The organism is Mesorhizobium sp. WSM1343 (genome assembly GCF_055901535.1).
Map to the genome: position 1 here is coordinate 121,895 of NZ_JBVVWZ010000002.1, position 26,079 is coordinate 147,973.

Annotated in this window: 23 protein-coding genes and 2 pseudogenes; 17 read left to right on the forward strand and 8 right to left on the reverse strand. The window is 58.9% G+C overall.

Going from position 1 to position 26,079, the window contains the following annotated elements; genetic code table 11:
• Positions 1–162: 162 nt before the first annotated feature.
• The 3 genes from AC0NIL_RS31085 (at position 163) to AC0NIL_RS31095 (ending at position 4,227) form a co-directional block, all read left to right on the forward strand.
• On the forward strand, positions 163–1,596 hold the full coding sequence (locus AC0NIL_RS31085) for a DUF4214 domain-containing protein (protein ID WP_024505407.1): 1,434 nt from the start codon (positions 163–165) through the stop codon (positions 1,594–1,596).
• A gap of 244 nt (positions 1,597–1,840) precedes the next feature.
• Complete coding sequence (locus AC0NIL_RS31090) at positions 1,841–2,902, forward strand: NAD-dependent epimerase/dehydratase family protein (protein ID WP_024505406.1); 1,062 nt, start codon at positions 1,841–1,843, stop codon at positions 2,900–2,902.
• Positions 2,903–2,907: 5 nt separating this feature from the next.
• Complete coding sequence (locus AC0NIL_RS31095; protein ID WP_024505405.1) at positions 2,908–4,227, forward strand: DUF4910 domain-containing protein; 1,320 nt, start codon at positions 2,908–2,910, stop codon at positions 4,225–4,227.
• On the opposite strand, the gene rfbC is transcribed toward AC0NIL_RS31095, so the two are convergent.
• Positions 4,222–4,773, reverse strand: a complete 552-nt coding sequence (gene rfbC / locus AC0NIL_RS31100; RefSeq protein ID WP_024505404.1) for a dTDP-4-dehydrorhamnose 3,5-epimerase — start codon at positions 4,771–4,773, stop codon at positions 4,222–4,224. The two genes, AC0NIL_RS31095 and rfbC, sit on opposite strands and share 6 nt — an antisense overlap.
• A gap of 323 nt (positions 4,774–5,096) precedes the next feature.
• Between rfbC and AC0NIL_RS31105 the strand changes: the two genes are divergently transcribed.
• From AC0NIL_RS31105 to AC0NIL_RS31115, 3 genes are read left to right on the forward strand one after another with little or no spacing between them, the layout of a single operon-like run.
• Complete coding sequence (locus AC0NIL_RS31105; protein WP_027163612.1) at positions 5,097–6,392, forward strand: class I SAM-dependent methyltransferase; 1,296 nt, start codon at positions 5,097–5,099, stop codon at positions 6,390–6,392.
• The gene (locus tag AC0NIL_RS31110) at positions 6,389–7,204 is read left to right on the forward strand and encodes a sugar phosphate nucleotidyltransferase (protein ID WP_024505402.1); all 816 of its coding nucleotides are present in this window, start codon (positions 6,389–6,391) and stop codon (positions 7,202–7,204) included. The genes AC0NIL_RS31105 and AC0NIL_RS31110 overlap by 4 nt, the downstream gene beginning before the upstream one ends.
• On the forward strand, positions 7,201–7,854 hold the full coding sequence (locus tag AC0NIL_RS31115; RefSeq protein WP_024505401.1) for a PIG-L deacetylase family protein: 654 nt from the start codon (positions 7,201–7,203) through the stop codon (positions 7,852–7,854). Before AC0NIL_RS31110 ends, AC0NIL_RS31115 begins: the two co-directional genes overlap by 4 nt.
• Positions 7,855–8,186: 332 nt before the next feature.
• On the opposite strand, the gene AC0NIL_RS31120 is transcribed toward AC0NIL_RS31115, so the two are convergent.
• Together AC0NIL_RS31120 and AC0NIL_RS31125 are read right to left on the reverse strand one after the other, a co-directional pair.
• A complete protein-coding gene (locus tag AC0NIL_RS31120; protein WP_024505400.1) occupies positions 8,187–8,936 on the reverse strand; it encodes a response regulator transcription factor in 750 nt (249 codons plus the stop codon).
• Positions 8,937–9,183: 247 nt separating this feature from the next.
• On the reverse strand, positions 9,184–9,480 hold the full coding sequence (locus AC0NIL_RS31125; RefSeq protein WP_024505399.1) for a hypothetical protein: 297 nt from the start codon (positions 9,478–9,480) through the stop codon (positions 9,184–9,186).
• Positions 9,481–9,772: 292 nt separating this feature from the next.
• Between AC0NIL_RS31125 and AC0NIL_RS31130 the strand changes: the two genes are divergently transcribed.
• Positions 9,773–11,206 (forward strand): hypothetical protein, encoded by a 1,434-nt coding sequence (locus AC0NIL_RS31130; protein ID WP_024505398.1) that lies wholly within the window; start codon positions 9,773–9,775, stop codon positions 11,204–11,206.
• A 358-nt stretch (positions 11,207–11,564) separates the two neighbouring features.
• Here the strand turns inward: AC0NIL_RS31130 and AC0NIL_RS31135 are convergent, their stop codons facing one another.
• Positions 11,565–11,858, reverse strand: a complete 294-nt coding sequence (locus tag AC0NIL_RS31135; RefSeq protein WP_127218776.1) for a DUF6894 family protein — start codon at positions 11,856–11,858, stop codon at positions 11,565–11,567.
• A 394-nt stretch (positions 11,859–12,252) separates the two neighbouring features.
• On the opposite strand from AC0NIL_RS31135, the gene AC0NIL_RS31140 reads away from it, so the two are divergent.
• Positions 12,253–13,761, forward strand: coding sequence for a phosphomannomutase/phosphoglucomutase (locus tag AC0NIL_RS31140; protein WP_127218774.1), 1,509 nt, complete (start codon positions 12,253–12,255; stop codon positions 13,759–13,761).
• A 283-nt stretch (positions 13,762–14,044) separates the two neighbouring features.
• Here the strand turns inward: AC0NIL_RS31140 and AC0NIL_RS31145 are convergent.
• From AC0NIL_RS31145 to AC0NIL_RS31155, 3 genes and pseudogenes are all read right to left on the reverse strand, one after another.
• Positions 14,045–14,187 (reverse strand): annotated as a pseudogene (locus AC0NIL_RS31145) (ATP-dependent DNA ligase); the annotation flags it as partial.
• A gap of 495 nt (positions 14,188–14,682) precedes the next feature.
• The gene (locus tag AC0NIL_RS31150) at positions 14,683–15,441 is read right to left on the reverse strand and encodes a LuxR C-terminal-related transcriptional regulator (RefSeq protein ID WP_473574356.1); all 759 of its coding nucleotides are present in this window, start codon (positions 15,439–15,441) and stop codon (positions 14,683–14,685) included.
• A 690-nt stretch (positions 15,442–16,131) separates the two neighbouring features.
• Positions 16,132–16,356 carry a hypothetical protein gene (locus tag AC0NIL_RS31155; protein WP_024505842.1) on the reverse strand — a complete coding sequence of 75 codons (225 nt, stop codon included), beginning with the start codon at positions 16,354–16,356 and terminating at the stop codon, positions 16,132–16,134.
• Positions 16,357–17,608: 1,252 nt separating this feature from the next.
• Here AC0NIL_RS31155 and AC0NIL_RS31160 point away from each other — a divergent pair.
• From AC0NIL_RS31160 to AC0NIL_RS31195, 8 genes and pseudogenes are all read left to right on the forward strand, one after another.
• The gene (locus AC0NIL_RS31160; protein WP_127218896.1) at positions 17,609–18,031 is read left to right on the forward strand and encodes an ArsR/SmtB family transcription factor; all 423 of its coding nucleotides are present in this window, start codon (positions 17,609–17,611) and stop codon (positions 18,029–18,031) included.
• Between the two features lie 406 nt (positions 18,032–18,437).
• Positions 18,438–18,893 carry a Ros/MucR family transcriptional regulator gene (locus AC0NIL_RS31165; RefSeq protein ID WP_027163549.1) on the forward strand — a complete coding sequence of 152 codons (456 nt, stop codon included), beginning with the start codon at positions 18,438–18,440 and terminating at the stop codon, positions 18,891–18,893.
• 484 nt (positions 18,894–19,377) lie between these two features.
• Complete coding sequence (locus AC0NIL_RS31170; RefSeq protein ID WP_024505838.1) at positions 19,378–20,334, forward strand: AraC family transcriptional regulator; 957 nt, start codon at positions 19,378–19,380, stop codon at positions 20,332–20,334.
• A 124-nt stretch (positions 20,335–20,458) separates the two neighbouring features.
• Positions 20,459–21,166, forward strand: coding sequence for a nitroreductase family protein (locus AC0NIL_RS31175; protein WP_473574358.1), 708 nt, complete (start codon positions 20,459–20,461; stop codon positions 21,164–21,166).
• A 156-nt stretch (positions 21,167–21,322) separates the two neighbouring features.
• Positions 21,323–22,240, forward strand: a complete 918-nt coding sequence (locus AC0NIL_RS31180; RefSeq protein ID WP_024505836.1) for an NADP-dependent oxidoreductase — start codon at positions 21,323–21,325, stop codon at positions 22,238–22,240.
• 297 nt (positions 22,241–22,537) lie between these two features.
• Positions 22,538–23,614: a TadE/TadG family type IV pilus assembly protein gene (locus tag AC0NIL_RS31185; RefSeq protein WP_027163552.1), complete on the forward strand. Its 1,077-nt coding sequence runs from the start codon at positions 22,538–22,540 to the stop codon at positions 23,612–23,614.
• Between the two features lie 147 nt (positions 23,615–23,761).
• Positions 23,762–23,857, forward strand: coding sequence for a hypothetical protein (locus AC0NIL_RS31190; RefSeq protein WP_245265417.1), 96 nt, complete (start codon positions 23,762–23,764; stop codon positions 23,855–23,857).
• Positions 23,858–24,050: 193 nt separating this feature from the next.
• Positions 24,051–24,448: pseudogene (locus AC0NIL_RS31195) on the forward strand (alpha-hydroxy-acid oxidizing protein).
• 511 nt (positions 24,449–24,959) lie between these two features.
• Here AC0NIL_RS31195 and AC0NIL_RS31200 read toward each other — a convergent pair.
• Positions 24,960–25,775: a class I SAM-dependent methyltransferase gene (locus tag AC0NIL_RS31200; RefSeq protein ID WP_013525007.1), complete on the reverse strand. Its 816-nt coding sequence runs from the start codon at positions 25,773–25,775 to the stop codon at positions 24,960–24,962.
• 76 nt (positions 25,776–25,851) lie between these two features.
• Between AC0NIL_RS31200 and AC0NIL_RS31205 the strand changes: the two genes are divergently transcribed.
• Positions 25,852–26,067: a hypothetical protein gene (locus AC0NIL_RS31205; RefSeq protein ID WP_013525008.1), complete on the forward strand. Its 216-nt coding sequence runs from the start codon at positions 25,852–25,854 to the stop codon at positions 26,065–26,067.
• The last annotated feature ends 12 nt before the right edge of the window (positions 26,068–26,079 follow it).

Consider the following 26,079-nt stretch of genomic DNA (forward strand, 5'->3'; position numbering starts at 1 on the left):
GGTTAGGTGCGGTCGGGTGGAGGCCAGTCCAAATAGGCTGTGCCATGACCACCGTCTAAAGGGGTAACGAGAGCCCGCGCTCAACCGTATGGGCAAATTGCGCGAAGTGTGTGCAGTCCCCACTATCCCGGATCTCGAAATCGGGCAGGGAGGCTTGTTGCCGTGTCGTTTCGTCTCGCAATCGTTGCAGCCTGCCTGCTGGCAACAGCCGCGCCTGCATCAGCCGATTTCCTCTGGGGCATCAATGGCCATCCAATAGTCTCCTATCCGGGCATTCCGGTGGAAAGGCAACTCGACTTCATCAAGGATCTCGGCCTGAAATCGTACCGCGTCAACGTTTCAGGCGTGGACAACGCGGATATGCTCTCCAACCTCGTCGACGCCGGGAAGGCGAGAGGGATCGAGATCCTGCCCGTCATCACGCCTGCGGTCGCCGATCTGGACAAGGATAGTCCGGAAGAGCTCTACGCGAGCACCCGGAAACTGGCGGTCACCCTTGCTACCAGGTTCAAGAACGACATCCGTGTTTGGGAACTCGGCAACGAGATGGAAAACTATGCCATCATCAAGCCCTGTGAGAAACGCGACGATGGTTCGCAATATCCATGTGCATGGGGACCTGCGGGCGGAACAGGACCGCTCGATTACTACGGCCCGCGATGGGTAAAGGTGAGCGCTGTCTTGAAGGGCCTGTCCGACGGCATGACAGAGGTCGATCCGAGCATAAGGAAGGCGATGGGCACCGCCGGTTGGGGCCACACCGGAGCGTTCGTGCGGATGAAGCAGGACGGGATCGCCTGGGATATTTCTGTGTGGCACATGTACGGCGATGACCCGGAATGGGCGTTCCGTGAAATCTCGAGATACGGCAAGCCGATCTGGGTCACCGAATTCAACAATCCTTATGGAAGTCAGCGCAGCGAGCGCCAGCAGGCTGACGGCATCAAGCAGACGATGACGCGGCTTAGCGAACTCAAGGACAAATATAAGGTGGAGGCCGCGCACATCTACGAACTGCTCGATGAGGCCTACTGGGCCCCCGGCTTCGAAGCCAATATGGGATTGGTGAGGCTCGTGGCTCTCTCAGATGGCAAATGGCGGACCGGCGAGCCTAAGCCTGCCTACAAAACGGTACGGGACTTCACCCGCGGCCCCCTGCCGATACCCAAGCCCCATCGGGACTGCGACCCCGAGGCCGCGGCTGCGGACCAGTCCCTACCGGCGCGGCAGGCAAGTTTCGTCTACTGCCTCATTCTTGGCCGCAAGGGCGACACGGCCAGCGTCAATCAGTGGTCGGCGGCACTTGAAGACGGAGCGACCAAACTCCCCGACATGATCATGGAAATGATGCGCTCGCACGAATTCGAAACCAGATATGCCACGATCGGCCTGACAGACCGCGCCTATGTCGGGTTTCTATATCTGTTGCTTCTGAACCGGTCCGCGGACGGCAACGGGCTTGAAACCTATACCTATCAACTGCGTCAAGGCTCAATGACGCGTGAGGCCGTGGCCTTCGGAATCGCCACGTCGGCGGAGTTCAACACCGGACACGCCGCGATGCGCGAAACATCCGCGGTCGCGGGGCCTGGCTGAAATCGAACCAACAAGCGCTAATTGAGTCTCGGATCGGGAATGCTGATGACGAGGCCGATGGAAGCATCAGCGACGGTGATCAGAAGAAAATCCTCCGAAAGGATTAGGCTCGGACCACCCGAAAGGTGCACTGGCGGCAAAGGCTTCGTCCAACAGGGCATCCTGATCGCCTATTGGCGTTCTCCCTCACTGTTTTCAGCCCAAGTAGCCTTCTGGCGATCACTATCGGCTTGAGAGGTGCGCGATGAAAGTCATGGTAACCGGCCATCAAGGCTATATCGGCTCGGTGATGGTGCCGATGCTGTTGCGTGCAGGGCACTCAGTGACGGGCTATGACAGCGATCTCTACCGGCGCTGCACCTTTACAGCAGGGGGCCAGCGGGCTTCAATTGCTTCAATCCAAAAAGACGTCAGGGACGTAGATGCGCGCGACCTCGAAGGGGTCGATGCCGTCATCCACCTGGCGGCTCTTTCCAATGATCCGCTGTCCGACCTTGATCCGGACATCACTTACGAAATCAACCACAAGGGCAGCGTCCGCTTCGCGAAGGCGGCCAAGGACGCCGGCGTGTCGCGCTTCCTGTTCGCCTCATCATGCAGCAATTACGGACAGGCCGGCGACGGGATGGTGGACGAAACGGGCGAACTGAAGCCGGTCACGCCCTACGGCTGGTCCAAGGTGCTTTCGGAACGGGACATTTCTGAACTGGCCGACAGCAGCTTCTCTCCCACCTATTTCCGTCCCGCCACGGCCTATGGCCTCTCTCCCCGGCTCCGCTTCGACATCGTGCTGAACAATCTCGTGGCCTGGGCGGTCACCAAGGGCGTCATCCTGCTGAAATCCGATGGAACGCCGTGGCGGCCGATCGTCCATATCGAGGACATTTCCAGGGCGTTCATTGCCGGGCTGGAAGCGCCCCGCGAGACCATTCACAACGAGGCCTTCAATGTGGGGCAGACGGACCACAACTACAGGATCCGCGACATCGCCGAGATTGTCGCCGAGGTCGTGCCGGGCTGCCGGCTTGAGTTCGCGTCCGATGCCGGACCCGACAAGCGCTCCTATCGCGTTAACTTCGACAAGATCGCGCTTGCCCTTCCTGCCTTCAAGCCGCAATGGGATGCGCGCAAAGGGGCCGAGCAGCTCTATCATGCCTACCGAAAGTCGAATGTCACTCTCGACGAATTCGAGGGGCCGCGCTTCCAGCGTATCGGCCACATCCGGTATCTTTTGGCCAACGGACTTCTGGACGGTCGGATGCGGGTGGCCGAAGCCTCGAAAAGACTGGAGGTAGCGGCGGGATAAGCGGTGTGGAACAGGTGAATCCCGGCGGACTCGGCTCGCCGCCAGCGTCCGTCAGCCTCGGCCATGAAATCTATGCCTTGGCCGAACGTCTGTTTCCGATCTGCAGGAGCATCACCGGAGATGGTGTGCGACAAACGCTGGACGTCTTGTCGGGGCACATCGATTTGGAACGGCATGAAGTGCCGACCGGGACGCAGGTTTTCGATTGGACCATTCCCAAGGAATGGAACATCCGCTCGGCAAGCATCACAGGCCCGGACGGACAAACGGTCGTGGATTTCGCTGACTCCAACCTGCACATCGTCAACTACAGCTTACCCTTCAAGGGGATACTGCCGCTCGAAGAATTGAGGCCGCATATCCATACGCTGCCGGAACAACCGAAGGTGATTCCCTACCGCACTTCCTATTACACCCCGACATGGGGCTTCTGCGCAGCCCATGACCGTGTGGCCAACATGCCCGACGGTCTCTATCGGGTGGAGATCGATGCCGAATTCAAAGACGGCAGCCTCGCCTACGGAGAATACCTGCACCGCGGGCAAACAGAACGGGAATTCCTGCTTTCGGCGCACATTTGCCATCCCTCACTCGCCAACGACAACTGTTCGGGCCTGGCCCTGCTGGCAGCGCTCGCAAGAAGCCTGAAGGCAAGGGAAACACGATACAGCTATCGCTTCCTGTTCGCCCCGGGCACCATCGGCGCGCTCGCGTGGCTGTCGCGCAACGAGGACCGGACATGTCTCATCGACCATGGTCTGGTGCTGTCATGCGTTGGTGACGCAGGAAGCCCGGCATACAAGCGCAGCCGCCGCGGTGACGCGCTCGTCGATCGCGCCATGGCACACGTGCTCGGGCGTCTAGCTGGGGCAAAGATGCTGGATTTCTCCCCTTACGGTTATGACGAGAGGCAATATTGCTCGCCGGGCTTCGATCTTCCGGTCGGCATGTTCCAGCGGAGCGTCCACGGCACATTCCCCGAATACCACACGTCGGCCGACAATCTTGACTTCATCAGGCCGGAGCATCTCGAGGATTCCTTCCGCATCCTGACGGACGTAATCGACATCATCGAAGAGGACTGGACGCCGTTGAACCTCTTGCCTAAAGGCGAACCGCAACTCGGCAAGCGCGGCCTCTATGCAGCCCTGGGAGGGCAGAAGTCGTCGGGCGCAACGTCGATGTCGCTGCTTTGGGTGCTAAACCTTGCCGACGGGCAGCATTCGCTTCTGAGCATGGCGGAGCGTTCGAACCTGCCGTTCAAGGAACTCGCCGCCGCCGCCAGACTGTTATCGGAACATGGTCTTTTGGCAGCAGCCTCATGAGGCCGACGCGCCGGTTCGCCGTCTGACAAGGGGCCAGGACTTGTCCCTTTCCGACATTGCTGTCGGCATCAATGGCCAACGGATCGAAAAGGCCGGGTCATTGTAGAGGACGCCCGTCGACGCGTGGGGCGCATAGAACTGCGATATGAGATAAGAGACCTCGGTGCCGTCCGTAAGGGTCTGCAGGCCGTGCGCGAATCCGGCGGGGATATAGACCTGCTTCATGTTCTCGGATGTCAGCTCGAAGCCAAGCCACTTGTAGCGTGTCGGTGAATTCGGGCGCAGGTCCACGACGACATCAAAAATAGCGCCGCGGACACAGGAGACCAGCTTGACCTCGGCGTAAGGCTCCTCTTGGTAGTGTAGCCCCCTGAGAGTTCCCTTTTGGACCGAACAGGACCGGCTGTGCTGGACAAATCGGGTCGCCAGACCGCAATCCGCCATCTCCTTTTCGCAGAAAAGACGGGTGAAAAAACCACGGTCGTCAACCATCAGTGTAGGCTCGATCAGCCAGACACCTTGAAGCTCCGTTTCGGTAAACAGCATGCACTTGGATCCCCCGTGCCGAGCAAGACCGGCGCGGCAATTGTCAGCGTCGCCAGCCGACGCTGGAAGGGCTACCTAAGCCTTAGGTGGCCTCTTCGATAGGGGTATATCCGGATGACGGCTTTACCCGTTCGGCGGGCCTCGCGCCGGCATTGCCGCCGCCCGCTCGCTATTAGGATTAAGGCACCCGACGGATTGGCAAATCGAACCAGGGGGGGCTGTATCCTAACCTGTGGCCATCTGCCTGCGGAGGCGCGGCAGGCATCGGTTCTGCGTAGCGCGCCGCGTCTCCGTTTTCAAACCAGCAGACAGGAGCAGGGGGAATGAACATTCAGGCAGTCGAAATCGTCCGCGATCATAGTGCGGCAAGCCGGAATGTCGGCTGCAGGCTCTGCGGGTCGCGCCTGCGCCACACCCTGGTCGATCTTGGCATGTCGCCGCCGTGCGAGAGGTTCCTGCAGCCCGACCAGCTCGACCAGATGGAACCTTACTACCCGCTCAACGTGCTTGTCTGCGACACGTGCTATCTGGTGCAGCTCAAGGAGTATATGAGCCCAGAGACCATCTTCAGCGAATACGCCTACTTCTCTTCGTTCTCGACCAGCTGGGTGGCTCATTCGAAACTTTATTGCGAGACGATCACAGGACGCCTTGGGCTTGGCCCTGACAGCCTTGCGGTGGAACTCGCAAGTAATGACGGTTACTTGCTGCAGCATTTTCTGCCACTCGGCGTTCCTGTGTTGGGCGTCGAGCCGGCAGCCAATGTCGCGCGCGCCGCGATCGAGAAGGGGGTGGCCACCTGGGTCGACTTCTTCGGCGTCCGGCTGGCAAATCAAATGGTGGGCGAAGGACTTCGCGCGGACCTCATCATTGGCAACAACGTCCTGGCGCAGGTGCCAGACCTCAATGACTTCGTCGCCGGGGTGGCGATCCTGCTCAAACCGGAGGGCATGGTCACTCTCGAATTCCCACACATCGAGCGGCTGATGGCGGAGAACCAGTTCGACACCATCTACCACGAGCATTTTTCGTATTTCTCACTGTTGACGGTCGACCTGATGGCGGCCCGTCACGGGCTGCGGCTGATCGATGTCGAGGAACTTCCCACCCACGGTGGGTCGCTGCGGGTCTATCTCTGCCACGAAGGCAGTGCCTGGCCGAGGAAGGACAGCATCGCCCAATTGCTCGAGCGCGAAACCAGGCATGGGCTTGGAGAGATGTCGACCTACGCCTCTTTCGGCTACAAGGCGCAGCGCGCGAAGCGTGATCTCTTGGCATTCCTGATTTCGGCCAAGGAAGAGGGCAAGACGATTTGCGGTTACGGCGCGCCTGGCAAGGGAAACACGCTGCTGAACTACTGCGCCATCGGCACCGACTTCCTGGATTTCACAGTGGACCGCAACCCGTACAAGCACGGGCGTTATACACCTGGAATGCACATCCCGATCAAGCCCGTCGACGCAATCGACGAGGCTAAGCCAGACTACATCCTCATCCTTCCGTGGAATCTGAAGGACGAGATCATTCAGCAGATGCGCCATGTCGCCGCTTGGAACGCGAAATTCGTAGTGCCGATTCCTTTCGTGACCGTAATCGATCCGTCGGAGTACGAGAAATGAAAGTCATTCTTTTCTGTGGCGGTCGCGGGACCCGCATTCGCGACTATTCCGAAAGCATCCCAAAGCCGATGATACCGCTCGGCCACCAGCCGATCCTGCGCCATGTCATGCAATGGTATAGTGACTATGGGCATGACGAGTTCGTGTTGTGTCTGGGCTACAAGGCCAACGTGATCAAAGACTTTTTCTTGAACACCCGGCCGCAAACGTTTTCCGATTGCGTGGTTACGCGAGGAGGCCAGGACGTCAAGCTCCTCGGCGACACAATCAAGGACTGGAGCATCACTCTGCTCGATACCGGTATTTGGCGCAGCATTGGAGAGCGCCTGTGGGCTGCGCAGGATCACGTCAGGAACGAGAAGATCTTCCTGGCCAACTATTCCGACGGCCTGACCGATGTCGACTTGGACGACATGATCGGAAAATTCGAGGCCAGCGGCAAGATCGGGTGCTTTCTGGCAGTGCACGCGCCGCTGACTTACCATTTGGCCGACATCGCGGAAGATGGCCGCGTGCGCGAGTTTCGTGCGGCCGAGACATCGGAGATCTGGATCAATGGCGGCTACTTTATATTCCGTCCGGAAATTTTCAACTACATGCGCGACGGCGAGGAACTCGTTGTCGAGCCGTTCAAGCGTCTGATCGATGACAACATGCTGATGGCGTACAAGCACGAGGGTTTCTGGCGTTCAATGGACACGCTGCGCGATTGGCAATCCCTCGAAGACATGGTCGAAAAGGGCGACATGCCCTGGAGTATGATAGCCACCGCCGAGAAGAATAGGCGTAGTATGGGGTTGGCCGCATCATGAAGGGGCTTGGTCTCGCGCGTGGCGGCGAGGAACTCTCGATTCTGTGCGTCGGGGCCCATTCCGACGACATTGAGATCGGCGCGGGAGGCACAATCCTCAGTCTGATCGCGTCGGAGGTCAAACTTCACGTCTACTGGTGCGTCTTAAGCGCCGGCGGCCAGCGGTCGGCCGAAGCCAGGGCTTCGGCCGAAGCCTTCCTCGAAGGATCCCATTCGTCCACGATCGACGTTGCGGATTTTGAAGACGGCTATTTCCCAGTTCACAGCCGATCGATAAAGCATTGGCTGATGGACGTAAGATCAAGGGTTCATCCCGACGTGATATTAACCCATGCCAGGTTCGACGCCCATCAGGACCATAGGGAGGTCAACCAACTGACCTGGAACGTTTTCCGCGATCACCTTGTGCTCGAATACGAGATTCCGAAATGGGACGGCGATCTTTGCCAACCCAATGCGTATGTGCCGATTGCAGCCCACGTGCTGGAACGCAAGATCCAACTCCTTCACGAGCACTTCGGGACACAGCGCTCAAAGGACTGGTTCGATCGGGAGACATTCGCCGGGCTTGCGCGGTTGCGTGGAATGGAATGCCGGGCACCCGAGCACTTTGCGGAGGCCTTCACGCTTAGGAAGGTCAAAATATTGTAGCGATAGCCCTCCGGGGTCGCTGTCGCAAGGATTGGTCCCCCAGGACGGCACGACCAGTTCCACGAGAGAGCAGCAACCTGGTCCTCGCCATTGACGAAGTGTCACTTCCGGCTGGTTGCTGGACAGTGAGGCAGGCGTGCTTTGGACGCCTCGCAATGGTTAGTCTTTAGGAACAGGACATATGGGAGCTGGCTATATGCGGGGCGCCCACCACGGGTGTCCAGCGGGACGGAGGTCCCTCAATTGTGCAGCAATCATCCCCCAGATCAGACGCTACGCGAGAGCAAAACGGTCCGCACGATTTAACCAAAGTTAGCGTCTCATTTGCTTCGTCACTCCACAGCCAGAGATCCTTCAGCGAAGAGATCGTTGACCTTGTAAGCGACTTCCGTCCGGTTGGTCGCCTTAAGCTTTTTCATGATGTTGCGGATGTGCACCTTCACGGTGCTTTCTCTCAGGTTCAGCTCATAGGCGATGATCTTGTTCGCCTTGCCGCGTCGGAGCGCCTGGGCGACCTCAGCCTGTCTGAGCGTGAACATGCCTGTCAAAGGTGTTTCAAGGCTGCCTGAATCTATCAGGTGCCGCATGGACAGGACACTACTTGCAGGAACGAAAATGCCTCCTGCCACCGCAAGATTGATCGCCTCGACACAGACGTCGATCCCGACAGAGGTCGGAATGTAGCCACGTGCGCCACATTCGAGAGCCGCCAGTATCTGTGCAAGGTCTTCTGTGTCGGCCAAGATCACCACAGGCACCGACCTGAACTCGGACGAAATGCGCCTGATCTGATCCGCTATGCCATGGTCGGTGACTTTCCGGCCGCCCAGGTTGAAAAGAATGGCTGCAAGGATCATCCCCTCTTTCACGCGCCATTCGTCTATCGAACCCTTGGCCTCGACGGCCATGCCGAGTTCGTGGTCTTCCAAGGCCGATGCCAGACATTCGCGATCTAGCGCCCTTCCGTCCAAGATGAGGAGGCATTCTCTGCCTACTTGTTCATGGACCGTTGCTTTTCCGCCGGACGGAATTCCTGCCGGCTCTACCGAAGTGTATTTATGCAGTTCTACTGTGGAACTCATACTCTTACCCACCCTTTTCCCAACAAAATCCGCCCTAAGGCGGCAATTAGCCCCTCACTCGTCAGTTTCTTCAGAAAGTATAGTAATGCCCACCCGTTCTGAGAGCCTGGCTGGAATTGTCCAACCTGGTGCACCCGCTGTTCCTCATTCCCAGCCAGAACAGCGTGAGTAGCTTATGGGCTATTCACAAGCGGGCGCTAACATAAGTTAATTTTCGGTAAATTTTTGAGCCACGAAATCCCGACGCCTACCGGGAAACGCGAAGCCAGGGCGGCCGCGCCGCGCTTGTGCCGACACAGATACGCGTTGCGAAGGCTCGGGCTGAGGTGGCCACCTGAGGACCATCCTCCGTCAGCAAACACATATCCAGAACGGATCCGGCATTCTGGATCTCGGCTTCCAGCGCGTCGATCAGTCTTTCGACGGCTTTGCTGGCAATATGGCTGTCAGGGTACTTGGCTTTCACAGTGGCGCACTCGTAGATTTCCTTGAATTGCCTGACCCTGCTTGGGTCCGAACATGCGATATACATCGCGGGTGTCATATCGCCTCTCCTCCTTATGGTGGATTCTAGACAACCCGCCCGTTGCCAGCCTTCGGTCCATCACGCGCATTTCTTAGTGCCGACATAGATGCGGCCATTCAGCCCAGGATCGCATTTTGCGCCGGCCACTGCCTTCACCATCAAGGGCAAGGGCGATGGAGACGAGCGCGTCCGCTACCTCCCTTCGCGGGTGAAGGCTACCCCCTTTGACTCTCTTGCGGGGGATACTCACCTGCCGAAAGATTGGCCATCGGACAGCTTGCTGTATCCGCTCACCGGGAACTCGATCGGCATGCAGGTGTCTTTGCCGGGACTGCTAGTATGCGCGGCTATTTTGCTTGTTGCGTACTATTCAAGGGGAATGCTGATCATAGGCTTGATCGCTTCCCAGGCTTTCGGTGCGACGGCCGTGATGACCCTGAGCTTTCTGGGTGGCTCATCCCCCTTGATCTACACCTTATTCGCGGGCCTGCTCGTCACGGCCGTCGCCGCGAGACGGCGTATCTGGTTTGATCTTGGATTCGTGTTCGGAAGCATCGGGTCGATCTGGGTCCTTACAAGCCTTATGCTTTACGCAATCATCGGATCATGGCTGTTTCCGAGGTTCTTTGCGGGACAGACGACCGTATTCGTGCAGTCCAAGAACCGTGGAACAGTCGTAGAAGATTCATTGGCGCCCGTTTCAGCCAACATTTCGCAGACGGGCTACTTTATTCTTGGTGGCCTCGCCGCGATAGCACTTTGCGCCCTGCTGCTGCACTCCAACCGGATCGATCAAATCAGGCGCGGCTTCTTTTTGTGGTGCGGCCTGCACGCGGGAATGGGGCTGATCGATTTCATTGGCAAGACCGCGGGGGCGGGAGACTTTCTGGCCCCGATCAGAACCGCCAACTACGCGATTATATCGAACGCGGTCGAGGCAGGCTTTGTGCGGATCACCGGGCCTTTTTCGGAGGCCTCTTCGTTCGCCAGCGTTTCTCTCGCCTGCCTGGCATTCTGCTACAGCTACTGGAGAAAGACCAAATCACCGCTTGCGAAATGGCTGGCCGGAATCCTGCTCTTCTTGTCCATTCTGTCGACTTCATCGACGGCTTACGTCGGGCTGACACTGCTATGCATCCCCGTTGCGTTGTCCATGCTACAGTCGGTCATCAGGGGAAAAGTTGCGCGCGAAGAGATACTGATAATAGCTCTCATGGTGGTGGGCGGGACCGCCGTACTGGGCATTAGTCTTTACAAAGCCGAGGCGTTGGACCCGTTCGTCAGACTGATCAACAGCACCATCATTAACAAAGCGGATTCCGGGTCAGGCCATGAGCGCACTTATTGGAATGTAAAGAGCCTGCAGTCGTTTCTCGATACGAGCGGACTGGGCGTTGGTTTCGGCAGTTCAAGGGCATCGAGTTGGCCGATCGCTGTCCTGTCGCAGTTGGGTCTGTTTGGATCGCTGATGATAGTGGCCCTGCTCTATGTCGTGACCAGAGGCCTGGGCGCGGTTCGGGAACGGGTGGATGCAGAGACAGATGCAATCGTGACGAGCGTCAGGAATGCTGCCCTTGCAAGCATAATTGCAATGTCGGTGTCGGGTGGCAGCGCTGATCCAGGCATCCTCTTCTTCATCGCACTTGCAGTTGTTTGCGCCACGAGAGCCCGTGCTCGGCGCGGCGTAGCCGCCTTGGAACGAAGCGTTCCGGCGCCGGGCCACGCCACCGTCAACGTCCTGTAATCCAGTTCCGCCGAATTGGCTTCGCGGTGGCAAAGGTTCCTGGCGATGTGCCAGGCCCCCGTCCTGTGCAATATCGGCAGCGAAGTCGAATAAGGGACGGTCGTCGCGATCGAGCGTGCGACAGTACCGCGGCGGTCGCTTGCGAACGAGTAGAAGGGCTGCCGGCAATGTGCATTCGAAGCTTGCGTGGCTGTATCGAGGAGGTGCAGCAGCATCGTGCGGCCTTCTCCGCTTACGTGGTCTCGGGGTATAAAAGTGATCAGAAGCCGCTGCCGTAAGTCAAGTGCGGCCAGGACAGCTGCACAAAGCTTGCTGCATCCCGACGGAGCCAACTAGGTCCAGGGCTATCGGGAATTTGTCAAAAGACTTTTATGCTGCAATCGATATTTGCTTCCATAACGGGCCGACGACTTTCGTCAGAAACAGTCACCGAAAGGTTGCTTTGTAACCCGCCCTGAACTTCGTCCTGTGCCATGGCGACCAGCATTTTAACCGCATCTACCCGGGCCTCGAGCGCACCAACGTAGTGGGTGCCCTCTGTATCGGGAGAATGGGATTTGCCGTCCCGGATATCAAAAAAAAACAGCGGCATTTTTGCGCCCGTGCTTAAAGCTGTGCGTTCGTCAGAGCAGAAGACTTGCTTCTTGCTCACGGCTGCTTAAGGCATTCCCCTGGGGGATTCTAGCAACCGCAGATGGTCAATGGGACGCGGCTGTGGAGAACTCGAATGGCGGCGATCACAAAATATTACAAGGTTTATTAACGCCAGGAAACGCTCCTTATGGGTGGTCCTAGAGGTCGCAATCCAGCCTACGTTGGAACGCGGCACGGTCGTCGATCAGATCGCGGCATCACGACATTCAGCGGTATTCGGATCTTTGCGGGCATCAGGGCTTGCAGGGCACCGCGGAAATAGCCCGACAACGATGCTCGCCGGCTTTCCATGTCGTGAAAGGGATCAACCAAACTGATAGATAGGCCGGAAGAACGGTTCCGGTAAGCTACCGCCTCGACAACCGCATTTGTGTCGTTCGGAGTGTCCTGTCTTGTCGCTGAATTTCGTTGACGAAGCCCGGCCCAACACGTTCGAGTTTGAAACCTCGGCGCTGATAAAGGCGTCCGGGTTTAGGGAATATGATGCGCGCTGGTGGTTTGGCCAGGTCGCGCCCGAACTTAACCTGATCGGCGTCCAGGCGCTCGGAATGGGGCTTGGCACGCTGATCCGCCGTGTCGGTGCCGGTCCCGATATCGTCACCGGGCATGATTTCCGCTCCTATTCGCTTGGCATCAAGCTGGCGCTGGTGTCCGGTTTGATGGCTGCAGGCGCTCGGGTGAGGGACATCGGACTGGCGTTGTCGCCGATGGCCTATTTCGCCCAGTTCGCACTGGACGTGCCTTCGGTCGCTATGGTCACCGCCTCGCATAACGAGAATGGCTGGACCGGGGTCAAGATGGGCGCGGCGCGGCCGCTGACTTTCGGGCCGGAAGAGATGAGCGCGCTGAAGCAGATTGTAATGGCCGGCGATTTCGACCTTGTCGGCGGCGGGTCTTATGATTTCGTTCCCAATTTTCGCGAAACGTATCTCGACGATCTGACCCGGGGCAAGCGCATCTCGAAAAAGCTCAAGGTCGTGGCCGCTTGCGGCAATGGCACCGCCGGCGCCTTTGCGCCTGAAGCGCTGGAACGGATCGGCTGTGAAGTGATCCCGCTCGATGTCGAACTCGACCACACCTTTCCGCGCTACAATCCCAATCCCGAGGATATGCAGATGCTGCATGCCATCAGGGACAAGGTGCTTGAGACTGGAGCCGATGTCGGCCTTGGCTTCGACGGTGACGGCGACCGCTGCGGCGTCGTCGACAATGAGGGCAATGAGATTTTTGCCGACAAGGTCGGTGTGATGCTGGCGCGCGATATCTCCAGCCAGCATCCGGGCTCGACCTTCGTCGTCGACGTCAAGTCGACCGGCCTGTTCAACACAGACAGCGTGCTGCGCGCCAACAGCGCCATCACCGACTACTGGAAGACCGGCCACTCCTACATCAAGCGCCGCGTCGCCGAGCTTGGCGCCGTCGCCGGTTTCGAAAAGTCGGGCCATTTCTTCTTCAATCCGCCGATCGGGCGCGGATATGACGATGGGCTGGTCACCGCCATCGCCATCTGCCAGATGCTGGATCGCAGCTCCGGCAGCTCGATGGCCGATCTCTACCGCGCGCTGCCGCTGACCTTTGGCACGCCGACCATGTCGCCGCACTGCGCGGACGATGTGAAGTATGGCGTCGTCGCGCGGGTGGTTGCCGACTTTCAGTCCATGAAGCGGGATGGAACGGTTTTTGCGGGCCAGAAGATCGCCGACCTCATCACCGTCAACGGCGTGCGCGTTGTCGCCGAAGACGGCACCTGGGGACTGGTGCGCGCCTCTTCGAACAAGCCGGAACTGGTCGTGGTCGTCGAAAGCCCGGTGTCGTCGCAGCGTCGACGGGAGATGTTCGAGGCTGTCGACACCGTGCTGCGCCGCAGCCCCGAGGTGGGCGCCTACAACCAGACATTCTGAGTATCCTTAGGCCGCCGGCTGACAGCCGCACGTCTGCCTGATCGATCACACCCCAACGCGCGCGCTGTTGGAGCTCGCGGCGTCAAAAGTACCGTTGTGGGTCACCTGCGCTTCGCCCAGTAATTGCAGGACCCATCCCGGCGTCCGAGTGAACCTTGGTGGCCGCTGGGATACGCATCATGATCGGAGACGCGCCGCTCGGCTGCAACAGGTGCAAACTTCCCCTGTCGGTGATGAGACCCAAGGATCAGTCGCTTGACCTGTCCTGGTTGTGGCGCGCTCTTCTCGTCAACAGGCGGATGCCATCTTCATCCATGATGAGCTGAGTGCGATACCCGTCGAATTTGATCTCGTGAATCCAGTCGCCCCGCTCGGGCGGGTGTCGACAAGCTCCGGCTCAATAGGTGGGATGAACTTCAAACGCATGAACTGCCTCGCAAGACTGCGATTCAATATAGCGTGCGCTAAAAAATGGTTCCGGACCATTTTAGACGAATTGAATGTTTGATAGCCATGGCGAATCCGACCTTGGACCACCAATCCCCGGCAAGCTGCACGGTGGCCAGCCAGCCCACGAGACGACAATTTCCATACCTGCCCGATTTGCGGTCAGCAGGTCGACATGCGCGACCTGCGCCGTCATTTGGCACGAACGGCCGAGGCACAGACCGCTGCTGCTGTTGGTTGATCAGGCGAGAATGCCGCTCGAACGGGGCGGCGTTTCGTTGCCCCGGACCCCTCCGACTGCCTCTTCTCAAAAGCTGTTCCATTGCGCGGAGCAAAGTCACGATTCAGAAGGGAGTCTCGCGTGGCATCGGTCGTGCGGCAACGCGAAATCCATCGACCTTCATTCAAATGTTCTGTTGACAAAAAACACGACCCGCCAGCACTAAACCAGGACGGGCCGTCTTGTTGATGCGATCACTCTTGGCCCAGAGGTCCTTCCGCGAAGAGATCGTTCACCTTGTAGGCGACCTCCGTGCGGTTGGTCGCCTTCAATTTCTTCATGATGTTTCGGATGTGAACCTTCACAGTGCTTTCGCGAAGGTTCAGTTCGTGGGCGATGATCTTGTTCGCCTTGCCGCGTCGCAGTGCCTGGGCGACCTCTGCCTGCCTGAGCGTGAACATGCCCGTCAAGGGCCGGGCGTCGCAGTTGCCTGATTTTATCAGGTGCCGCATGGAAAGGACACTACTGGCCGGAACGAAGATGCCTCCGGCTGCAGCCAAGTTGATCGCCTCGACACACACATCGATCCCGACCGAAGTCGGAATGTAGCCGCGTGCGCCGCATTCGAGAGCCGTCAGCACCTGTGCAAGATCTTCGGTGTCGGCCAGGATGACCACCGGAACGGTCTTGAACTCGGACGAAATATGCCTGATTTCTTCTGCAATGCCGTGATCGGTGACGTTCCGGCCCCCGAGGTTGAAGAGTATGGTTGAAAGGGGAGAAGCCGAACCCTTCCTTATGCGCCACTCCTCGATCGAACCCATGGCGACGACCACCATGCCCAATTCATGATCCTCAAGCGCCGAAGCGAGACACTCGCGGTCCAAGGCCCTCCCGTCCAGCATGAGAAGGTATTGCTTACCTGCTTCTTGGTGGAGATTTTCTGTGCCGCTGGACGGAACTCTTGATCGATTTGACGAACCGTAACTGTGCAGTCCTGCTGTAGAAACCATACCGATACTCACCCTTCCCCAACGAAGGTACCTGTGGCGCCCGATAAGTGCCCTTTCTTAGAATTGGAAGTTTTGGTACCCGACCCCTTTTCCACGCTCAAGGCTGATTGCGAACCTCAAGCAACGTGGCTGCTGACATCTAAAGCAGCCTCGGGAGTGTAGGAGCTATTTATTAGCATTCTCTAACATAAGTTAATTTTTTCGGTAAATTTTTACGTTGAGAAGACGGGACTCCAAACCGGTTTGACCCGCGCGAGCGGCCCGAACTAAGGCGCATGCCCGTGCCGCACCAGGCTATAGATATCCTCGGTTACCGCGCACTGTGTTGGTTGCACGCGCTCTTGCGATTAATTCGGCGGGTCTCATACGATAGGCGGTGGTTGGGTTTGCTCGCACCTCCTGACAACGCTGCATCATACCTCCAAAAGCTTCGTTGACGATGTATACACCACGCTGAACACTGGATTGCCGGCGTCTGCTCGAGCTTACGCTGCCTGTCTGCGAACAAATGCGGAGACAGGATAGGGGAGCCACCGCCGCCCAACACCCCATGGCTCCCCTATCGCTCCGCATGGCGACCCACTTCCGAAATTTGATTTTGAACGGCAAGCACGATCCGCCTGCAGGGCATGGCTGACGTCGGCAGATGAAGCGGTTCATCGTGAGCCTTCGCCAGACAACGTCCGGGTCTCAGGCGGTCCCCAGGGGGTTTGCTTCGCATAGCTGCTGAAAATCGAGAACCGTCCCGTCAGTCTGGATCTCGGCTTCGAATGCCTCGATCAGCCGTTTGGCGGCTTTGCTGGCAATGTGCGAATCGGGGTAAGTTGCCTCCACAACGCGCGCGCGCTCGTAGACTTCCCTGAATTGCCTGACCTGCTTGGGACCGAATACGCGATGTACAACCTGAGTGGTCATACCGCTTCTCCTCCTGGTGGCGGAACTTGAATTAACCTGCCCGTTGTCAAGCGCGCGCATGATTTCATCATCGGCACAGGATTACAACTGAAAGCCCAACAAGCCTGCGCCGGTATTGTAAGATACCAATTTCCTTGGTCGAGGCGTTCTTTAGTAGCGTTCGCTCGATTGCGAGTTAGCCGTTTGCAGGAGGCAAGGTCGCATGGTGAAGATTGCCAGAACCGCTGACCAGCCTTCGTGACGCCTTGCTCGAAACAAAAAAGCCAGGAGGCTTTTGCCTACTCATCCCGATGCCGCCCAGGGACTACGCGAAGCTGGCGTCGTCATTGGCCATTCGGTGCTGATCGTGGTTGACATCGACCGGGAAGGAGATCTCAGCGGTTACGGCATCGCTCGCCCCCCTGTCGCAAGCAATCCTCATAATGATGGTGGTTGCTGGGCTACAGAGGGGGCCCGTATCCTTCAGAAAAGAGGGGCGAGCAACGATTTCGGGTCGGGGGCGCCGGTCACCCGTAGCACGAGGCCCATGGTTGCTACTCGATGCTCAGGCCTGCCACACGATTCATTTATGATCTTTCAAGGGGAACCAAGAGTGCTTGGGCAGAGCGATATCCAATCGGCTGGGGGCTCAACGAAGACCGGACGAAGCGACTGGCACTGTAGGTCGCGGATTTACGATTTTGGTAATCAATGGAGGCCATCAGAGGGAAGGGGAGGCGGTGTTGGTCATCGAACGACACTACATCGCACCGGGCAAGTCGATGTGTTGAAAGCTTCGGCCCGCCTGCGTCGGCGCCGAACAACGGAGGCTCGGTCGAAATGGGAAATAACCCATCCGCGCATCCCGTTGATACGCAATGCAATCATACCGTCAAAAGGGCTAACTCCGAAATGCGGTGGGGAGAACCCGCCACCTTAATCATAATGGAGGAGCCGACACTATCGACATGGCTGTGGTATTTTGTCTGCCGGGTCACGTAAAGGAGCGGTGAGTGGAACAGGTCACGACTTGCTGGGCCAGTCAGCTGGCGGAAGGACGCCTCAATGGTTTCGTGCCAATCCAACAACAGCGCTCAACGATGGCTGGACTTGAATCCGAGCGCGCCGAGAGGCATGCCAAGGCTTGTGGGTTGAGACGGCTTCGGTCCTACGCCCAGTGGCTCGTGCCAGATGATCTGGCCGTGTTCATTGAAGAGATCGATTGTTCCGCAGTCTTCGGGCGTGACGGCAAGTTGCTGGGGAAGAGGCATCTATGGTCTCGGACGGACTAAGGGCTAACGCCGCACGAGCGGCCGAATTTCTGGAGGTGCTGGGCAATGCGCGGCGGCTGCACATTTTGAGCTTGCTGCTCGACTATGAATTGCCGGATCGCAAAATTCGCGAACGGCTTAATATTAGCCGGACAGCCTCGTGGCACCACATAGCCAAGCTCCGGGAAGTTGGGCTCGTAAAAATCCGCCGGGACGGCCGGAATGTATATTTTTCCTCTGAAAATCGAGCGGTACGCGATCTGCTTTGCAAATGGAATGTTATGGTTGCTGTCCAGCAGTCTGGGCAAGCGGTTCCGCTCGGTGGCGGTGCCTTGGCGGTGACATGCCAGGATCTTGTGCACTCGGCCCCCGGTCTGGAAAACCGAGTTTGTCAAAGCGTCAGCGATTCCCGGAGGGACGAGTGATCATCCCCAGGAATCTCGATTAGACACCGTTGGATCGAGAAGATCACCCGCGCGATTGTTGCCACCCGCCGGTTTTCTCTGCGGCGTCAGCCCCCGGATCGCGAAACGGCTGACGCATACCCTGTGGATCGGCGAATGCCGCCGACTATGGTCGCGCTGACGACGCGCCCGATTGGACGTACTCCGACTTGCGCTATAAACACTCGGTATCCTGCTACTGCCTCAAGGCCGGCATAGAAATAAATCCTGCGGTCAGTCAGTTGCCAGCGGGTAGGTCAGGTGCGGTGCCACCCCTTAAAATATAGACAGGTTTCTTCGCGTGGAGCCCCATCCATGATCTTTGGGCCGTTGCACGTTGTAAAGTTCCTCAATAGAGACAAAGCCGATCAAATGGGAAACTCGAAATATGCAGAATGACGCTGAAGCACCGCAGGTCCAGTTGTTGCAGCTCACCGCCGACATAGTGGCGGCATATGTCCAGAAGAACGCCATTCCGGCGGCCGGTCTTCCCGAATTGATCGCCAGCGTCAATTCTGCCTTGTCGGGATTGGGTCGGCCGGTGGAAGCGACGCCGCCCGCGTTTGTTCCGGCAGTCAATCCAAAAAAGTCCGTGTTTCCCGATTACATCATCAGCCTGGAGGACGGACGCAAGTTCAAGTCTATGAAGCGCCACCTTGGGTTGCTGGGAATGACACCCGACGAGTACAGAGCCAGGTGGGGGCTCGCCAAGGACTATCCCATGGTTGCACCGAGCTACGCGGCCCAGCGGTCAGCCCTCGCGAAATCCAGCGGACTCGGCCGCAAGCCAACTGCAAAAACGCCGTTGAGGAAAACACCAGCGAATCGGAAAGCTAAGGCCTAACAACAAGTGGCTATCAAAGGCGGCGGGGCAAACTGGATCACTAGGCAAGCATCACAATATCGCTCGGCTCTAAAAATCGGCTGGATAACAACATACCGTCCTCTGTTGAAAGTGACCGTGAGCCATCAGCAGCTCTGACGAATGCCTGGCAACCGATGGATGGTGAGACCACCGGACACTCATTGGGAGACCCCAGGGCGCAGCGTCCAATCTCATATGGTGCGGGGATGGCGGTAGGCTGCGGCGGCTGATCGGCCTCGCACCTGTTCAGAGACAGGAAACTGCTCCATCCTTTTACCAGTTGCTCCGTTACGGCCGCAGCAATCTAGTGCGTGGTGCCTCCGCGCTCGGCATGTAGACAAGTTCTTCACCTGGAGACGCATTATGATCGGCGGGCGTGTTGCCGTCTCTCTTGGTACTTTCGATTTGTGCAAACAATCCATAATTACGATAAGACGTTTCACTATCTCCGTTTCGAGGTCCAATGTCTGAAGTGGACTGGCTGAGCCATCTCCTGCAAATCATCACCGTGACCGGCCAGCTCGAGGTCCGCTGCGCCTATGGTGCACCGTGGCGCGTTGCCTGGAACAAGGCTGCCGCGAACGAAATTCCCTACCACGTCATAGTCAAGGGCCGGGCCATTCTCGAGGATCCGAAGACGAGAGCGGCGCGGGAGCTGCTGAGCGGAGATATTGTGCTGCTGCCTCACGGCGCGGCGCATGTACTGCACGACGGTAGCGGGCAAACACCAATCCCTACCCAGCAACGCTGGGGGGCAGCCGGATGGATGCTGAGCGAGAATGATGGCCAGGGCGAGCAACTGGATCTGCTGTGTGGGCGATTTTTTATCGCGCCGCCCCATGATCGACTGATCCGCAACTACCTGCCCGCTAATCTGGTGACACGCGCTGTGGACAGCCATGGAGAAGAGGGCATGGGGTCCGCATCCAACCAACTTGCCGGTCTTGTCGGGCTGATGCGGATGGAGTCCGCCGGTGACAGGGCGGGAGGGCGCGCCATTCTCAACGCGCTTTCTTCGGCCCTGTTCACACTGGTACTGCGCGCGGCGAGCCAATCCGGGAAAGCCCCCGAAGGCTTGTTGGCCCTGGCTGGCCATCCGCGGCTGGCACCAGCCATTTCTGCGATGTTCGCCGATGCGGCACGGCCTTGGAAACTGCCTGATCTGGCCGATCTGTGCGGCATGTCGCGCGCTACGTTCATGCGCCAGTTTCAGGACAAGCTGGGTCGCTCCGCCCTCGATTTTTTGACTGATCTGCGCATGAGCCTGGCCGCCAACGAGTTGAAGAAGCCAGCGATCAGCACCGAGGCCGTGGCCGAGACGGTCGGGTATCAATCCGTTTCGGCATTCCGGCATGTCTTCGCTGAAAGGATGGGGATGACGCCGGGGGAGTGGCGGCGACTGGCGCACAAGGGCGAGTAAAACGCGCGGATCCGGAATGCGTAGTTTGATCCTTTGGCGCATCATACTGCGCCAATTCAGTCTCGAAATTGTCACTCGTCCTCGTAAATTGGGCTCCGTAATCACTTGATAAGGGAGCCATCCAATGAACTGCATCAGCCTCGCCACCACCGGACCAGCAACCCGCGTAACCGCCGAAATCTTCGGGGAGTCCGGGAAGAGCGAAAACGCTTTCGCGACGAACGCCGTCATCGAAACGATCCTGAGCCGCAGTGCGGCCAAGTACTACGACCCTGCTGCCACCCTGAGCGACGACCAGATCCGCGACCTGGTGCGTATCGGCACGTCCGCGCCAACCTCCTTCCACCTGCAGAACTGGCGTTTCATCGCCGTACGCTCGCCGGAAGCCAAGGCACGGCTGCGTCCGATCGCCTGGAATCAGCCCGCGATCACCGACGCGGCCGTGACCTTCATCATCATCGGCAGGCTGGCCGATGCCAGCACCGTCCCCGACCGCCTGGCGCCCGTGGTGGAAGCCGGCATCATGCCGGCGCATCTGGTGCCGGAATGGGAAATCCCCGCTCGCGGTCTCTATGACGATCAGCCGCAGCGCCAGCGCGACGAAGCAGTGCGCTCCGCGACCTTTGGCGCCGCGGCGATCATCTACGCGGCCCGGTCGCTGGGCCTGGGTTCGACACCGATGATCGGTTTCGGCTCCGAGGCGGTGCACCGCGAGTTCAGCCTGGCCGAAGACGAAGTGCCGGTCATGTTGCTCACCGTCGGGCCGGAGCGAGCTGGCAACTGGCCGCAGAAGCCCCGCATGCCGGTGGCTGATGTCCTGGACTTCGCATAACGAAAATCCTGGAATCGCGGGCGCGCGAGAGCTCCGAGGAACCCAGGCAGGGACCTCAAGGTCGTCGTGGAGGACGCGAAGCCGACGCGTGAAAGCTCGAAAGAGCTGCCACGCCCGCTAATTACCCCAACACAAATGTCTGAGGAGACAATTCCCATGAAAGCGATCGTAGTGACGGACCAGGCTGCAGGAGAGGCCGGGATGAAGCTGGTACAGCGGCCCGAGCCGCGGGCGGCAATAAACGATGTTGTTGTGGAGGTTCATGCGGCGGGATTCGTCAACACCGAACTGGAGTGGCCTTCGACCTGGGCCGATCGAGCCTTCCGTGACCGGACGCCATCGATCCTCGGCCATGAGCTCGCAGGTGTGGTCACTGCGCTCGGCTACGGCACCACGGGACTGTCAATCGGTCAGCGCGTATTCGGCCTCGCCGACTGGCATCGCGACGGGACCCTCGCTGAGTATGTCGCCATGGAGGCACGCAATCTCGCGCCGCTGCCCGGCGACGTTGACTTCACGGTGGGTGCGAGCCTGCCGATCTCCGGCCTGACCGCGTGGCAGGGGCTGTTCCAGCATGGCCGCCTTCAGGCGGGGCAAAGCGTGCTCGCGCACGGCGCGGCCGGTGCCGTCGGTTCGATGGTGACGCAGCTTGCAAGGGAGGCCGGGGCCTATGTCATCGGCAGCGGACGCGCCGCCGACCGCCAGAAGGCGCTCGACTTCGGCGCGAATGAGTTCGTCGATCTCGACAACGACAAACTGGAGGAGGTTGGCGGCGTCGACCTGGTGTTCGACGTCATCGGCGGCGATATCCAGAAGCGGTCCGCGGCCCTGATCCGGGCCGGAGGAACGCTTGTGACAGTCGTTGGACCGACGGATATTCGACCTGCAGATGGCCTGGCGATTGACTTCGTCGTCGAGGCTGATCGCGGCCAGCTTTGGGAGATCGTTCAGCGGATCCGGGACGGACGACTGCGGACGAATATCGGCAAGGTCTCCAGCCTTGAAGATGCCGTCGCCACCTTCAATTCGACCGAGCGGCGTGCGGGAAAGACGGTCATCCGCGTTCGGCCGTGAGGACTCGGGGGAGAGAGGGCAGTTCCTCTCCTTGAAAGCCTAAGGTCCGCGGCAAATGCCGCAGCGTCAGATGTGATTGCATCTTGGGAGTTCGAGTTCGCTAGCCTCTGCCTGCAGCAATCCCGGTAGCTGGCGAGATTTTGATCCAATACTGCGTTGTTTGTTGAATCTGAAGCCTGGAGGCAAAGACCCAGGCTTGGCGGCGAGAGACGATTAAACATTGATCGATAGCTTTAGACCTTGCTTTGCCGTCGCGTGGTATATGCGCGTAGGCTAATGTCCGTCGGGAGTAGAAACATGCTGAGAATTGTTGGGCGGTTCGCGCGTTCCCATGACGGTTCGATGGCCCCGTTGTTTGTTTTCATGCTGGCGCCCATCATCACCGCCATCGGGTTCTCGGTCGACTATACCAGGGCGGTCCAGACCCGGTCCAACGAGCAGCAGGCGCTGGATGCCGCGGTCCTATCGATCACCGGTATGGACACAACCTCAACGTTGGCGCAGCGCCAGACTATGCTGCAGGATACCTTCATCGCCAACCATGGCCTGGGTACCCCGACACTGAACAGCTTTGTGGTTTCCGCCAATGGCACCGCCACCGCGCAGGCCATGGCAAGTTACTCCATGCCCACCGTGTTCATGCAGATCGCCAGGATCAACACGGTGCCGGTCGCCGTTGGGTCGGCGGCGAGCAAGACGCCGGCCCTGGTGCAGACTACCTTCAAGGTTTCCAAGGTGTCGGGCTGGTGGAACAAGACGATGACGCTCTACGGCACGACATTTGGAGCGACGGTGGCCAAGCCGCTGATGTCGATCGAGTATACCTATAACGGCTTCGGTGATCCGAAAGGCTACGGCACAACGAATGTGTACACAATCACCAACAACGGCGGGGCCGACATCAAGACGCTTGTCCAGTCGCAAGTTTGCACCACCGCCAGCGTGAGCACCTTCACGGGTCTGACTGCAGACGCGATACTCCAGACCAGCGGCACCAAGAAATATTCAACCACTTGCCTCAACACCATGTACCCAGCCAACAGCGCCGGCGCGTCGATCGACGTCAGCCAGATGGCTGGCCTCTCCCTGCAGATGTACGTGCCATCGGGCAACCCGAAGTACCTAAAGTCGGATGATCCGACCACCTCCAACCGACTCTACAGCGGCGTGGACGCGAACAACCTGACCGAGACCCCGACTGGGCAGAAGGTCGACATCTTCACCATCGTGCCTTGTGGTGTAACCAGCTATCAAGCCTGGGAGGACGGCGGCACAACCGTGCCGACGCCGTCTTCAAATGCCGACTTCTTCTACAGCGTCACCGGCAAGTGCGACTTCAACAAGCGCCCCTCGATAACGGCCCTGACACAGTAGGAGGTGCATCTCTTGCCTTTGGAAAGCGGCACGTGCTGCGCGTGTGACAAGACTTGATACCGGGATCACGCTCATCGGGCAAAGTCTGCCGCGTCCGATAATCCTGGCCCGATAGCATATCAGCGGCTGGTGCATCCGGAAGGCGAGGTGGCGGCGGCGCGCGGCTCCGGAGTGGCGCAAGCGGTGTTCACTTTGGGTACCACGGCGACGGCAGCGATCGAGGATGGCGTGGCGGTGAGCTAGTCTCCAGTCTGGTTCCTGCTCTATCGGCAAAGCAATCGCGGTTTTAATGGCACGGCACTTGGCCAAGCGATCTGTGTAGCGGTCGACATGCCGAAGCCAGGCGATCGCCGTAGGCAGTTCCGGGCAGGATTCAAAATTCCCGACGGCCTCGCAACGCCATACTTCAAGGACCGGAACACCGGCGTGCTCAAAGTTGGCACTGCGCAGCGTCGGCCATGCCGACCTGGGCGGATATTGCCTGGCTGCGTTCGCTTCAACCCTGCCGCTTATCCTGAAGAGCATCCTCGATCCTGAGGATGCTGAGCAGGCGATCGGAACGGGTGTCGATGCCATCGCGGTCTCGAACCACGGTGCGCGTAACCTCGACACCCTCCCGGCAACCATCGACTCCCTGCCCGCCATCGCGGACCGGTGGCCGGACGGATTCCCATCATCCTTGCTGGAAGCGTGAGCCGTCGCGCCGACGTTGAAGATGCTTGCCCTGGTGCAACCGCAGTCATGATTGGCCGCCCCTATGTCTACGCCCTGGCAACCGATGGTGCCGAGGGCGCAACCTGCTTCGCCGAGACTTGGAGATGGCAATGGCGCTGACAGGCCGGGCGCGCATCGGCGAGATCGACCGGCTGGTAATCTGGTCAAGCCCGAAACTATTTTTCAGCAAGTTCAGCATTGCACTTTTCGCTTCACCTCCGTCGCGCCCTTTGTCCGGCCGAGCGCCGACTACCTGGATGTCCGATTAGATTTACAGCTGGCGGTCTGCTGTCGGCCACAATCGTGCCTTCGCATTTTGACTACTGGCGTCGAACTTGCCGTGAGGATGACTCGGACGGAGGACAGGAGCGCGATGCAACTGACTGCCTTTACCGGCTTCGTAGCCGTTTACCGGCCGTTATAGCACAATCGATGCCGGACCGAAGTGCACGGACAATGGCACCGTCGTGTACAATGTCGCACAATGGTATAGAAAGGCGGTGGTTCGCGAGCCGAACGAAACTGCGAACCATGGTGTTGCCGGTCGCTACTTCTGGTGCTGAGTTGCGCCAACTTCCCGCCGCCAAGGCGGGTTTTTTGTTTCTGCCCTTCGTTACGATCAAGGCTCCGATCAGGCAGGCTTCGAGACGATGATGGCCAGCGATGCCAATCTGCCTTCGCTCAGGCTACGGATGTAGTTCTTGCGTCGCTGCACGAATTCGGTGCCGAGCACGATTTCATTGACCTGACGTTGCACAGGCGAAGGAATGATGCCGGAACTGGCCCTTTGCATCGCCAGTTCGACATGTTCGCCGGTCTCGTCGATGACTTCGTCAATATGGAAGCCCGCGTCGGCGAACAGGGTCTTCAGGGTATCCCGGTCAACAAGGTGGCTGGTTTCCGGCGCAACCGCCCAGGGCAAGGGATAATTCGGCTCGCCGGCAGCCAGCACGGCTTCGGTCCAGATCAGTTTGCCGCCCGGCTTCAGAACGCGAAAAGCCTGCCCGATGACGGCGGCCTTGTCGGCGATGTTCATCCCGACATAGAAGCAGATTGCCGCGTTGAATGTGTTGTCGGCGAAGGGCAGTTTCGCCGCGTCGGCTTCGTGGAAGCGAACCTTGTCGCCAAGGCCGCTGAGCATGGTCAGTCGGCCGGATGCCTCGACAAAGACTGGTGTGAGGTCGACACCGTCGACCTGGCAGCCATAGGTGGCGGCCAGGAAGCGCGCCGGGCCGCCAATGCCGCTGCCGACATCAAGGATCCGGTCGGTGGGCGAGGGGGCAAGACGACCTCCATGGTCTCGCGTGGCGATGAGCTCGCGGCCGTGAAGCTGGTCGAACGGATAGAGCTGCGCGGCATTGATTTTATCGGGCTTCGCATCGGAAATCGCGGCCAATATACGCTCGACGATGCCGTCGCTGCCGTAATGCGTGGTGACGTTGCTCATTGCTGTCCTCCTCGAACAGCCAGCTTCCCATCAATAGGTTGTCTCCGCAACGCGCGCTGATTCAGGAGTGTGATTCATGACCCGCTACGCCACCGTCATCACCGATGCTGACGGCCGGGAAATCGTCAGCGCCATCGGCGAATTCGCAGGCACTGCGCCGCACCCACACCTGGGGCGTGGCGAGCAGGTCGCATCCGGCGTAGAAATCGGCATGGTGCAGGATGGGGCCGGGCCGATAGCAAGTTGCGCGGCTACAATCTCGTCGAGCTCAAAATCGGTAACCTGGTTTTAGGGCTGGAACCCC